3 protein-coding genes are annotated in these 14,780 nt (G+C 39.7%); all 3 read left to right on the top strand.

Annotated elements, in window-relative coordinates; genetic code table 11:
- Positions 1-50 precede the first annotated feature (50 nt).
- The 3 genes from AC3IS6_RS15455 (at position 51) to AC3IS6_RS15465 (ending at position 14,749) form a co-directional block, all read left to right on the top strand.
- Positions 51-11,819 (top strand): DUF7507 domain-containing protein, encoded by an 11,769-nt coding sequence (locus AC3IS6_RS15455; protein WP_489160643.1) that lies wholly within the window; start codon positions 51-53, stop codon positions 11,817-11,819.
- Between the two features lie 61 nt (positions 11,820-11,880).
- Positions 11,881-12,789: a PorP/SprF family type IX secretion system membrane protein gene (locus AC3IS6_RS15460; protein WP_489160645.1), complete on the top strand. Its 909-nt coding sequence runs from the start codon at positions 11,881-11,883 to the stop codon at positions 12,787-12,789.
- Positions 12,790-12,799: 10 nt separating this feature from the next.
- Positions 12,800-14,749, top strand: a complete 1,950-nt coding sequence (locus AC3IS6_RS15465) for an OmpA family protein (protein WP_489160646.1) — start codon at positions 12,800-12,802, stop codon at positions 14,747-14,749.
- Positions 14,750-14,780: the final 31 nt, after the last annotated feature.

Here is a 14,780-nt window from a genome sequence, read left to right on the forward strand (position 1 = left end):
TTATCGATTGATAAATACTATACCAGTTACTAATAATCAAAACTATTAAAATGTTGAATAAAATTACATTAAAATTAAGGCAATTGCAGCTGACCTTTATACTGTGTTTCCTTTCTCTTTTCAGTGGATTGAATGTCTTTGCTGAGGGGTCTAAGGATTTGTTTCCCAGCGGGGCAACAGGGAATAGAAGCTGGATGACCAGTTCGACCCAAAATATTAGATTGGGGTCAGGAATGTTTATTGGAGGTGTTAATCAAGGCCGGCATTATGTTTATGTCAACGCTGGAGAAACGATTTACGTAGGCTCAAGTGCTCAGGGAATCGGTTCTGGTACAATCAATTTTAAAACACCAAGCGGAACAGTTTATTCATCAGGGACGGACAAAGTAACTGGTTTAATTGCAAGTCGTACCGAAGAGTTGGCAGGACCAGCTGCTTTAAGCCCTGGGGGGTATAAAGCTTATTCAAAAATAGTAGGTCCTTCGGAGGCCGGAATTTGGGAAATTGAATTTATTTCACCTGTTCCGAGTGCTACTCCAAATACAGGGACAACTGTATTAGCTGCAAATGCAAGTTGGACTTCAACAAATGCGGCCCATCAGCCAACGAATAATTCATTGATTTTGGCCTGGGATATTACAGTTGCTTTAGGTACAGAAGTAAAACCGGGGCGTACATTCTTAAATGTATTTACCGGAAACATGGGAGCCAATAACCGAGCTTTCCGTGGGAAATTTCGTGTTTTAACGATTGATGGTTACCGTTATTTGGTAGACGGAAATGGGATGGATCCTTTTGTTTTTGCCTTCTTTTCAAATAATAACGGGGTTAAATCAAGAGCAACCGGGTTGCCAATTTACAAGAGTGTGGATATGGTCGATGTGGAAAACAATACAAATTCAGCTTCACCTTCGACGACTCCTTATTTATATTATCCTCCTGAAAATTTTGGCTCAGGGAACGACGTTACGAATAAATTGTTCTATCAGAATCCTGATTTGACAATGCCAACTTCAGCTTCAGTGAATGTAGGAGGTTCAACTGTAACAACCTGGTTGGTGAATAACGTGGTAACAGCCGCTATTTCGAATATCTTTATTTCGGGATCTGAAGGCTCAGTTGGGGTAGGGACACCTCCATTAGGGAGTTATATAAATTTTACTGCCAGTACAAATGGTAATGCTTTAGTTCAGATAGACGGTGATAATGATGGTGTGTATACAGGAAACAAAGACAGAATTATACTTGTAGCTGCCAAAATGGGTGAAAATAAGATATACTGGGACGGTAAGTTTAAAGACGGAACTTATGCTTCTACTGGTTTAAACTTAAATTTAAATGTAGTTATTTTTAATGGAGAAGTCCATTTCCCTTATGTTGATGCAGAAAATAATGCGAGTGGTTTTTTAGTTTCCAGATTAAATGGTAACAGTCCTGATGATAAGATTTATTGGGACGATTCATTGTTTGCTACAGTCACAGGAGAATCTAACCCGAAAACAAATACTACTTTTCCGGGTTTGTCGAGTGCTTCTAACGGACATAAATGGTCAAGTTCCTATGGTGATAACAGAACATTGGATTCATGGGCATATGTGACTACTACATCTCCTGTAGTTACGGTTCCTGTTGTTCAGAATGCTGCCGATTTAGCAGTAACAAGTATTAGTGATGTAACCAGTGGAAGTGTAGGTGCGGATGTTACTTATACGGTGGTTGTAAAAAATATTGGAGGGCCCAATAATGTAACTGGAGCAAAGTTTAAGTTTTCGGATTTAGTTTCGGGAGCAAATTTGGCGGTTCAATCTTTTACCTCTTCTTCTACTTTAGGAGGCGCTGTTACGGCACATACTATTACTGGAGGTGTACTTGATGCTACGGTTGACTTACCAAATGACGCAACGATTACGTTTACGATTGTCGGAAAGATTTTGGCACCGGCAGGTACTGGTGTAAACGTGAAAGCAACGATCATGCGCCCCCAGGATTTAACAGATCCGGATGCTACTGCAGATACTCACGTTGGAACACCGCCGGTGGACCCGGATGTTGAATGTGACGGAACGCCTAGCGGTGTGGGTTGTAACAATATAAAGACCGATGTTTTTACTGTTACCAGTTCTCCTTTGCCATTTCCATCTACTACAAACTCTTGTCTAGGAGTGTTTTTAAGTGATGTAATTTCCTCTAATCCGCCAACCAGTATCTATAAACCGGCGACTTTTACCGGAGATTTTATTGGTCGTGATAACGCAATTAACTTTGCTGTTGGAGGGAATCTTACCATAACAAATGGTGCCGAATATGAAGGACGTAGTTTTGTATATGGGAATTTTACCATGAACAAAACAACTGCTTTTAATCTTGGAGTGGCCGGAGTAGGGTCTTTTATTGTACCGGATGATAATAAGAATATTTTAACCATAGGAGGTAATTTTGATGCTTCAGCAGCTTCAGGTAGTTTAATACTGGGAGGAGAAAGCGGTAATGGTCAAAAGTCCTATGGAACTATAGTTTATAAAGGAACAAAATCTCCTAATGTTAAAATTACCGGAGATGCATCTAAAGTTATTAATGAAGCTACTTTAAATTTAACACCTTATAATGATGCTTTCAATGCTTTACAGGTTTCAAGTACGGCCTGGAATCAGTTGCCAAGTGATCCAAAGGTTACTTTTACAAATGATGGTTTCGGAACTTATACGTTTACTTGTTTAACACCTGCTGTTTCAAAATTGTATGTGATAAACATTCCAAATGTTTTAGCATCAAAACCAAATGGTACCATTAATTTTGTAGGTTTTCCGGATACTTCGAGTTTATTAATTAACGTACCCGGTACAACAACAAACTTTAATATTGCTACATTTCAGTTTAATGGTGTAACTCAGGCAGTAGGCAGTGGGAATAAAGCAGCTGCGAATGAAGTAGCGCCTTTTTCACTACGAATTTTATGGAATTTACCTACTGCGACTACTGTTTCTTTAAAAGGAGCGCAGTTTTGGGGAAGTATGGTAATTCCACAACGTACTGGTACTGTTACCAACGAAATGATTGGTATGAACGGTCGTTTTATTGTGGGTGGAAATTTAATTCAAAACATTGGCGGTTCAGAAACACACAATTATCCTTTTAAAGGAGAAATCAGTACCACTGATGCACCAGTCGTTACGACACCAGTAAATTACTGTCAGGATGAAACATCAACTGCTTTAACGGCAACAGGTTCAAACGTGAAATGGTATACTGCTCAAACAGGTGGCGTTGGAAGTGCAACTGCACCAACTCCTGTAACAACCACCGTTGGTACTACAACGTATTATGTTAGTCAGACGGTTGGAAATTGCGAGAGTGCCAGAACCGCAATTGATGTTGTAGTAAAAGAAAAACCGGTACAACCAACAACAGGAACAGTAACTCAACCTACTTGTTCAGTGGCTACAGGAAGTTTTGCGATTTCAAATTACAATGCTGCTTATACTTATACGGTAAATCCATCAACAGGAGTTACAGTTTCAGGCGCTACAGTAACCGCTCCTGCAGGAACTTATACCGTAACTGCTACATTGGGAACATGTAGTCCAGTAGTTTCAGATAATGTTGTAATTGCTAGTGAATGTGTTGGTATTTCATTAAGCAAAAAAGGAGTTTATGTAGATGCTAATGCAGATGGTATTGTAAACGCAGGTGATAGAATTGACTATACTTTTACAGTTAGAAATACAGGAAACGTAACCCTTGCTCCGGTAACCATTAGTGATGCTAATGCAGTGGTAAGTGGAAGTTTAGCGAGTTTAGCTCCAGGAGCAACAGATTCGTCTAGTTTTACAGCCGTTCACACCATTACTTTGGCTGATATGAATAACGGACAGGTAGACAACGTAGCTACAGCTACAGGAACTCCTCCAACAGGATCTCCGGTAACAGCTAAGTCAACCGATCCAAGTCCAATTTGTTCGACTTGTCCACCAAAAGATCCAACTGCATGCCCAAGCTGTACAGTAGTTCCTTTAACGTCTTCACCAAAAGTAACGGTAAGCAAAAAAGGAGTTTATGTAGATGCTAATGCAGACGGTATTGTAAACGCAGGCGATAGAATTGATTATACTTTTACAGTTAAAAATACAGGAAACGTAACCCTTGCTCCGGTAACCATTAGTGATGCTAATGCAGTGGTAAGTGGAAGTTTAGCGAGTTTAGCTCCAGGAGCAACAGATTCGTCTAGTTTCACAGCCGTTCACACCATTACTTTGGCTGATATGAATAACGGACAGGTAGACAACGTAGCTACAGCTACAGGAACTCCTCCAACAGGATCTCCGGTAACAGCTAAGTCAACCGATCCAAGTCCAATTTGTTCGACTTGTCCACCAAAAGATCCAACTGCATGCCCAAGCTGTACAGTAGTTCCTTTAACGTCTTCACCAAAAGTAACGGTAAGCAAAAAAGGAGTTTATGTAGATGCTAATGCAGACGGTATTGTAAACGCAGGCGATAGAATTGATTATACTTTTACAGTTAAAAATACAGGAAACGTAACCCTTGCTCCGGTAACCATTAGTGATGCTAATGCAGTGGTAAGTGGAAGTTTAGCGAGTTTAGCTCCAGGAGCAACAGATTCGTCTAGTTTCACAGCCGTTCACACCATTACTTTGGCTGATATGAATAACGGACAGGTAGACAACGTAGCTACAGCTACAGGAACTCCTCCAACAGGATCTCCGGTAACAGCTAAGTCAACCGATCCAAGTCCGATTTGTTCGACTTGTCCACCAAAAGACCCAACTGCATGTCCAAGTTGTACAGTAGTTCCTTTAACGTCTTCACCAAAAGTAACGGTAAGCAAAAAAGGAGTTTATGTAGATGCTAATGCAGATGGTATTGTAAACGTAGGCGATAGAATTGACTATACTTTTACAGTTAGAAATACAGGAAATGTAACCCTTGCTCCGGTAACCATTAGTGATGCTAACGCGGTGGTAAGTGGAAGTTTAGCGAGTTTAGCTCCAGGAGCAACAGATTCGTCTAGTTTTACAGCCGTTCACACCATTACTTTGGCTGATATGAATAACGGACAGGTAGACAACGTAGCTACAGCTACAGGAACTCCTCCAACAGGATCTCCGGTAACAGCTAAGTCAACCGATCCAAGTCCGATTTGTTCGACTTGTCCACCAAAAGACCCAACTGCATGTCCAAGTTGTACAGTAGTTCCTTTAACGTCTTCACCAAAAGTAACGGTAAGCAAAAAAGGAGTTTATGTAGATGCTAATGCAGATGGTATTGTAAACGTAGGCGATAGAATTGACTATACTTTTACAGTTAGAAATACAGGAAATGTAACCCTTGCTCCGGTAACCATTAGTGATGCTAACGCGGTGGTAAGTGGAAGTTTAGCGAGTTTAGCTCCAGGAGCAACAGATTCGTCTAGTTTTACAGCCGTTCACACCATTACTTTGGCTGATATGAATAACGGACAGGTAGACAACGTAGCTACAGCTACAGGAACTCCTCCAACAGGATCACCGGTAATAGCTAAGTCAACCGATCCAAGTCCGATTTGTTCGACTTGTCCACCAAAAGATCCAACTGCATGTCCAAGTTGTACAGTAGTTCCTTTAACGTCTTCACCAAAAGTAACGGTAAGCAAAAAAGGAGTTTATGTAGATGCTAATGCAGACGGTATTGTAAACGCAGGCGATAGAATTGATTATACTTTTACAGTTAAAAATACAGGAAACGTAACCCTTGCTCCGGTAACCATTAGTGATGCTAATGCAGTGGTAAGTGGAAGTTTAGCGAGTTTAGCTCCAGGAGCAACAGATTCGTCTAGTTTTACAGCCGTTCACACCATTACTTTGGCTGATATGAATAACGGACAGGTAGACAACGTAGCTACAGCTACAGGAACTCCTCCAACAGGATCACCGGTAACAGCTAAGTCAACCGATCCAAGTCCGATTTGTTCGACTTGTCCACCAAAAGATCCGGCTGCATGTCCAAGCTGTACAGTAGTTCCTTTAATGTCTTCACCAAAAGTAACGGTAAGCAAAAAAGGAGTTTATGTAGATGCTAATGCAGATGGTATTGTAAACGCAGGCGATAGAATTGATTATACTTTTACAGTTAGAAATACAGGAAATGTAACCCTTGCTCCGGTAACCATTAGCGATGCTAATGCAGTGGTAAGTGGAAGTTTAGCGAGTTTAGCTCCAGGAGCAACAGATTCGTCTAGTTTCACAGCCGTTCACACCATTACTTTGGCTGATATGAATAACGGACAGGTAGACAACGTAGCTACAGCTACAGGAACTCCTCCAACAGGATCACCGGTAACAGCTAAGTCAACCGATCCAAGTCCGATTTGTTCGACTTGTCCACCAAAAGATCCAACTGCATGTCCAAGTTGTACAGTAGTTCCTTTAACGTCTTCACCAAAAGTAACGGTAAGCAAAAAAGGAGTTTATGTAGATGCTAATGCAGACGGTATTGTAAACGCAGGCGATAGAATTGATTATACTTTTACAGTTAAAAATACAGGAAACGTAACCCTTGCTCCGGTAACCATTAGTGATGCTAACGCGGTGGTAAGTGGAAGTTTAGCGAGTTTAGCTCCAGGAGCAACAGATTCGTCTAGTTTTACAGCCGTTCACACCATTACTTTGGCTGATATGAATAACGGACAGGTAGACAACGTAGCTACAGCTACAGGAACTCCTCCAACAGGATCACCGGTAACAGCTAAGTCAACCGATCCAAGTCCGATTTGTTCGACTTGTCCACCAAAAGATCCGGCTGCATGTCCAAGCTGTACAGTAGTTCCTTTAATGTCTTCACCAAAAGTAACGGTAAGCAAAAAAGGAGTTTATGTAGATGCTAATGCAGATGGTATTGTAAACGCAGGCGATAGAATTGATTATACTTTTACAGTTAGAAATACAGGAAACGTAACCCTTGCTCCGGTAACCATTAGTGATGCTAATGCAGTGGTAAGTGGAAGTTTAGCGAGTTTAGCTCCAGGAGCAACAGATTCGTCTAGTTTCACAGCCGTTCACACCATTACTTTGGCTGATATGAATAACGGACAGGTAGACAACGTAGCTACAGCTACAGGAACTCCTCCAACAGGATCACCGGTAACAGCTAAGTCAACCGATCCAAGTCCGATTTGTTCGACTTGTCCACCAAAAGATCCGGCTGCATGTCCAAGCTGTACAGTAGTTCCTTTAATGTCTTCACCAAAAGTAACGGTAAGCAAAAAAGGAGTTTATGTAGATGCTAATGCAGATGGTATTGTAAACGCAGGCGATAGAATTGATTATACTTTTACAGTTAGAAATACAGGAAACGTAACCCTTGCTCCGGTAACCATTAGCGATGCTAATGCAGTGGTAAGTGGAAGTTTAGCGAGTTTAGCTCCAGGAGCAACAGATTCGTCTAGTTTCACAGCCGTTCACACCATTACTTTGGCTGATATGAATAACGGACAGGTAGACAACGTAGCTACAGCTACAGGAACTCCTCCAACAGGATCACCGGTAACAGCTAAGTCAACCGATCCAAGTCCGATTTGTTCGACTTGTCCACCAAAAGACCCAACTGCATGTCCAAGTTGTACAGTAGTTCCTTTAACGTCTTCACCAAAAGTAACGGTAAGCAAAAAAGGAGTTTATGTAGATGCTAATGCAGATGGTATTGTAAACGTAGGCGATAGAATTGACTATACTTTTACAGTTAGAAATACAGGAAATGTAACACTTGCTCCGGTAACCATTAGTGATGCTAACGCGGTGGTAAGTGGAAGTTTAGCGAGTTTAGCTCCAGGAGCAACAGATTCGTCTAGTTTTACAGCCGTTCACACCATTACTTTGGCTGATATGAATAACGGACAGGTAGACAACGTAGCTACAGCTACAGGAACTCCTCCAACAGGATCACCGGTAACAGCTAAGTCAACCGATCCAAGTCCGATTTGTTCGACTTGTCCACCAAAAGATCCAACTGCATGTCCAAGTTGTACAGTAGTTCCTTTAACGTCTTCACCAAAAGTAACGGTAAGCAAAAAAGGAGTTTATGTAGATGTTAATGCAGATGGTATTGTAAACGTTGGTGATAGAATTGACTATACTTTTACAGTTAAAAATACAGGAAACGTAACCCTTGCTCCGGTAACCATTAGTGATGCTAATGCAGTGGTAAGTGGAAGTTTAGCGAGTTTAGCTCCAGGAGCAACAGATTCGTCTAGTTTTACAGCCGTTCACACCATTACTTTGGCTGATATGAATAACGGACAGGTAGACAACGTGGCTACAGCTACAGGAACTCCTCCAACAGGATCTCCGGTAACAGCTAAGTCAACCGATCCAAGTCCGATTTGTTCAACTTGTAGACCAATAGATCCTACTTGTTCAACGTGTACAGTAGTAAGTTTTATTGATGCGATAGATGAGATTCCATTAGTAGTTAATGGATTGAACGGAGGTACCACTGTTTCTGTATTGTTGAATGACAAATTACATGGTACACCTATAGTTGCTTCAGAAGTGAATTTAAGTGGTGTTTATTTTCCAACAGGAATGACATTAAATACCGATGGGACTATTAAGGTTAATACTGGTACTGCACCAGGGGTTTATACTGTAATTTATAGTATATGTTCAAAAGCAATGGCAGCAGCCGGTACACCAATGTGTGATCAGGCTGAAGCTAAAATTACAGTAACGGCAACAGTTGAACCAATATTCGAAAATGGAACTATTGCTTCAACAGGAGGAACTGTTTTCACAAACATTGCAAGTAACGATAAAGTAAATGGAGTTCCGGCAGTATTAGGAACAACAGGAAATGCTACAGTTGGAGTATCAGGAACATGGCCAACAGGAATTACTTTAGATCCGTTAACCGGAAAAGTAAGTGTTGCGGCAGGAACCACACCGGGAACTTATAATGTAGTTTATGAATTATGCGATAAGTTAACTCCGGCAACTTGTGCTACGGTTTCAGATGAAATCAAAGTAACAGCAACAGTTGAACCAATATTCGAAAACGGAACTATTGCTTCAACAGGAGGAACTGTTTTCACAAACATTGCAAGTAACGATAAAGTAAATGGAGTTCCGGCAGTATTAGGAACAACAGGAAATGCTACAGTTACAGTGTCAGGAACATGGCCAACAGGAATTACTTTAGATCCGTTAACCGGAAAAGTAAGTGTTGCAGCAGGAACCACACCGGGAACTTATAATGTAGTTTATGAGTTATGCGACAAACTAACTCCGGCAACTTGTGCGACGGTTTCAGATGAAATCAAAGTAACTCCAGTTGTTGAACCAATATTCGAAAATGGAACTATTGCTTCAATAGGAGGAACTGTTTTCACAAACATTGCAAGTAACGATAAAGTAAATGGAGTTCCGGCAGTATTAGGAATAACAGGAAATGCTACAGTTGCGGTGTCAGGAACATGGCCAACAGGAATTACTTTAGATCCGTTAACCGGAAAAGTAAGTGTTGCGGCAGGAACCACACCGGGAACTTATAATGTAGTTTATCAGTTATGCGACAAATTAACTCCGGCAACTTGTGCGACGGTTTCAGAAGAAATCAAAGTAACTCCAGTTGTTGAACCAATATTCGAAAATGGAACTATTGCTTCAACAGGAGGAACTGTTTTCACAAACATTGCAAGTAACGATAAAGTAAATGGAGTTCCGGCAGTATTAGGAACAACAGGAAATGCTACAGTTGCGGTGTCAGGAACATGGCCAACAGGAATTACTTTAGATCCGTTAACCGGAAAAGTAAGTGTTGCGGCAGGAACCACACCGGGAACTTATAATGTAGTTTATCAGTTATGCGACAAATTAACTCCGGCAACTTGTGCGACGGTTTCAGAAGAAATCAAAGTAACTCCAGTTGTTGAACCAATATTCGAAAATGGAACTATTGCTTCAACAGGAGGAACTGTTTTCACAAACATTGCAAGTAACGATAAAGTAAATGGAGTTCCGGCAGTATTAGGAACAACAGGAAATGCTACAGTTGCGGTGTCAGGAACATGGCCAACAGGAATTACTTTAGATCCGTTAACCGGAAAAGTAAGTGTTGCGGCAGGAACCACACCGGGAACTTATAATGTAGTTTATCAGTTATGCGACAAATTAACTCCGGCAACTTGTGCGACGGTTTCAGAAGAAATCAAAGTAACTCCAGTTGTTGAACCAATATTCGAAAATGGAACTATTGCTTCAACAGGAGGAACTGTTTTCACAAACATTGCAAGTAACGATAAAGTAAATGGAGTTCCGGCAGTATTAGGAACAACAGGAAATGCTACAGTTGCGGTGTCAGGAACATGGCCAACAGGAATTACTTTAGATCCGTTAACCGGAAAAGTAAGTGTTGCGGCAGGAACCACACCGGGAACTTATAATGTAGTTTATCAGTTATGCGACAAATTAACTCCGGCAACTTGTGCGACGGTTTCAGAAGAAATCAAAGTAACTCCAGTTGTTGAACCAATATTCGAAAATGGAACTATTGCTTCAACAGGAGGAACTGTTTTCACAAACATTGCAAGTAACGATAAAGTAAATGGAGTTCCGGCAGTATTAGGAACAACAGGAAATGCTACAGTTGCGGTGTCAGGAACATGGCCAACAGGAATTACTTTAGATCCGTTAACCGGAAAAGTAAGTGTTGCAGCAGGAACCACACCGGGAACTTATAATGTAGTTTATCAGTTATGCGACAAACTAACTCCGGCAACTTGTGCGACGGTTTCAGATGAAATCAAAGTAACGGTAATTGCAGGGATATCAATAATTGCAAATGATGATGACATTCCAAACGTAAATGGAATAACAGGTACACCAAATGCAGGGAATGTACTAGTTGGTAATCCAAATTCGGATACTTTGAATGGTATTCCAGTTGTTATTAGCCTAGTTGATTTAAAAGTGATAACACCGGCAGTTCCAAAAACATCAGGAGCAGCAGTTCCGGTAATTGACACTACCACAGGAACAATAAGTGTTCCGGCTAATACACCGGGAGGTACCTATACATTAACGTACAGTATTTGCGAAAAATCAAATCTTTCGAATTGTGATGCTGCAACGGTAACCCTATTTGTATCAAGACCAAGTATTGCTTTAGTGAAAACGGCACATTTCAATGATGAAGATGGCGACAGTAATGCAAAAGTAGGGGAAACCATTACGTATAATTTTACAGTAACCAATACAGGAAATGTAGCGTTGACTAATGTTTATATAGTAGATCCGTTAACTGGAATTACCATGACCGGAGGCCCAATAAATTTAGCGGTGGGAGAAGAGGATAGTACTTCTTTTACAGGAACTTATTCGATCGTACAAGCTGATATTAATTCGGGAAGTATATCGAATCAAGCCGAAGTTTTTGGAACAAGTCCTGATCATATTGAGGTAAAAGACAAATCAGATGATAGTGGTGTATTGGGGGATAAACCAACTGTTTTATCACTAAAAGGTTGTGTTATAAAAGTATTCAACGCAGTTTCTATAAATGGAGATGACAAGAACGATAGATTCTACATCCAAGGTTTAGAATGTTATCCTGACAATACGGTTCAAATTTTTAACCGTTGGGGAGTTTTGGTTTTTGATCGTGATCATTACAACAATAATGACATTGTCTTTAGAGGTATTTCTGAAGGACGCGTTACGGTCAAAGATTCAGATGGATTGCCGGAAGGAACGTATTATTATATCATTAAATATAAAGACAGCCAATCTAATCCACATCAGGAGGCTGGGTATTTGTACCTGACCAAATAATATTCTGTACTAATAAAATGGCTTAGTCAATAGGCTAAGCCATTATTTAAAAATAAAATAAATGAGAAAATTAGTTTTAGTTTTATTGTTTTGTTCTACTGCAGGTTTTGCTCAGCAAGATGCGCAGTTTACACAATACATGTATAATACCATTAATATAAATCCAGCTTATGCCGGTTCCCGGGGAGTGATGAGTATTTTCGGATTGTATCGTACTCAGTGGGTTGGGCTTGATGGTGCACCGGAAACCAGTAGTTTTTCATTAAATACACCCATAAACGGTAATGTAGGTTTGGGAGTATCATTGGTCAATGATAAAATCGGACCAACGAATGAAAACAATATATCAGCTGATTTCTCTTACTCAATACCAACATCAGCAACCGCAAAACTTTCTTTTGGTATTAAAGGTTCTGCCAATATATTCAAACTGGATCCTACAAAGTTAAGCCCGGAACATCAGGGAGATACCCAATTTCAGGATTTTCAGAATAAATTTTCTCCCAATATCGGAGCAGGGGTTTACTGGCATACTGATAAAGCTTATGTGGGATTATCCGTTCCTAATTTTATTCAAACCACCCGCTATGACGATAACGATTATTCAATCTACAAAGACCGTATCAACTATTATTTCATAGCAGGTTATGTATTTAATCTGAATCGTTATGAAACCATAAAATTCAAACCGGCTTTAATGACTAAAATGATAGAAGGCTCACCATTGCAGGTAGATGCTTCGGCCAACTTTATGTTTAACGATAAATTTGTTATTGGGGTTGCTTACAGATGGAGTGCGTCAATTAGTGCCTTGGCTGGATTTCAGATAACCGACAGTATGTATTTAGGATATGCTTACGATCGTGAAACCACCCGATTAGTAAATTACAACTCTGGATCGCACGAGATATTTTTGCGTTTTGAGTTCCTAAACAACTACAGCCGAATTACTTCACCAAGATTCTTCTAATACTTCAATTATGAAAATTAAAAATTTAGTTTATAACATTTTTTTAGTGCTATTTGTTTGCAAGGGGATTGCACAGACAGGCAGTATCGCCAGTGCTGATAAAAAGTACGATAAATATGCTTATATCGATGCGATTGCTGCTTACGAAAAGGTAGCAGAAAAAGGATATAGAGAGGAGAAAATGTTCCAGCGACTGGGTAATGCCTATTATTTTAATGGCGAGTTGGTGAAGGCATTAAAATGGTACAAAGCTCTTTTTGGGATGAATGATCAACAGGAATTTGAGTATTATTACCGATATGCCCAAACACTAAAAGCAACAGGAAATTATACCAAAGCCGATAAAATATTGGAGCTTTTCAATCAAAAAGCAAGTACTGATAAAAGAGGATTGTTATTTGAAAAGAATAAAAATTATTTGGAGCAGATAAAAAACAATTCAGGTCGATTTAAAATAGCCGATGCCGGAATTAATTCAAAGTACTCAGATTATGGAAGTTCTTTTTTAGATAACAAATTGGTATTTGCGTCTGCAAGAGATACAAGCGGAGTTACGAAAGTAAAATTCAAATGGACCAATAAATCGTTTACAAATCTTTATTCGGCAGAATTAAATGCGGATGGTAGTATTGGAATTCCAAAGCGATTTGAAAGAAAGATCAATTCAAAATTTAATGAATCAACTCCTGTTTTTACAAAAGACGGATTAACGATGTATTTTACCAGAAACAATTTCTTGAACGGTACAAAAGGAATAGACGACAAGAAAGTCACTTTGTTGAAATTGTATAAAGCAAGTTATATAGAGGGTAAATGGACGAATATCGTTGAATTGCCTTTTAATAGCGATCAATACAGTGTGGCACATCCGACATTAAGTGTAGATGAAAAAAAGTTATACTTTGCTTCAGACATGCCGGGTACTTTTGGACAATCAGATTTGTATAGTGTGACTATTAATACTGATGGCAGTTTTGGTAAACCTGAAAATCTCGGAGCTGCAATTAATACAGAAGGAAGAGAAACTTTTCCTTTTATATCAGGAGATAATGAATTGTATTTTGCCAGCGACGGACGACCGGGACTAGGAGGACTTGATGTATTTGTTTCGACTATTAAAAAGGATTTGACGTTTAGCGAAGTTCAGAATGTTGGAGCTCCTATTAATACAAAACTGGATGATTTTGGTTTTATATTAGACAGTAAAAACAGAACAGGTTTTTTCTCATCCAATAGAGATGGAGGACATGGTTACGATGATGTCTACCGTTTTTCGGAAACCAGAAAATTGCCTTGTGAGGAGATTTTATCAGGAACTGTTATAGATGCCGAAACAAATTTGGTACTGGAGAATGCTAAAGTAAATTTACTTGACAATCAGCTTCAGATAATAGGAGAGGCAATAACCGGAGCCGATGGGAAGTATAGTTTTAAAGTAAATTGCAATAAAGAATACTTTGTTCGCGCTGCAAGACAAGATTATGATACTAATGAATTGCCTAAAGCGATCGATAAAACAAGTTTGACATTGCCTTTGAAAAGAACGCCTCAAAAAGTGGTCGAAAAAAAGATTGAAAACTTGGTTGTTGGTGATGATTTGGCGAAAATTTTACACATAAAAATGATTTACTTCGATTTGGGTAAATCGATTGTTCGAAAAGAGGCCGCCATTGAGTTAGAGAAAATCCGTCAGGTGATGATTCAAAATCCAAACATGAAAATTGATGTTCGCTCGCACACCGATAGCCGACAAACTCATGCTTACAATGAAAAACTATCCGACAGAAGAGCTAAAGCAACAGTGGCATGGCTTGTTAAAAAAGGAATTACTGCTGATCGCATAACCGGAAAAGGATATGGAGAAACACAATTACTGAATAAATGTGCCGATGGCGTAAAATGTACTACAGAAGAACATCAGGCGAATCGAAGAAGTGAGTTTATTATTGTTTCGATGTAATAAAGAGTTAGCTTTTTTAATAAAGTTGAGT

The organism is Flavobacterium sp. KH_035, from assembly GCF_057839565.1.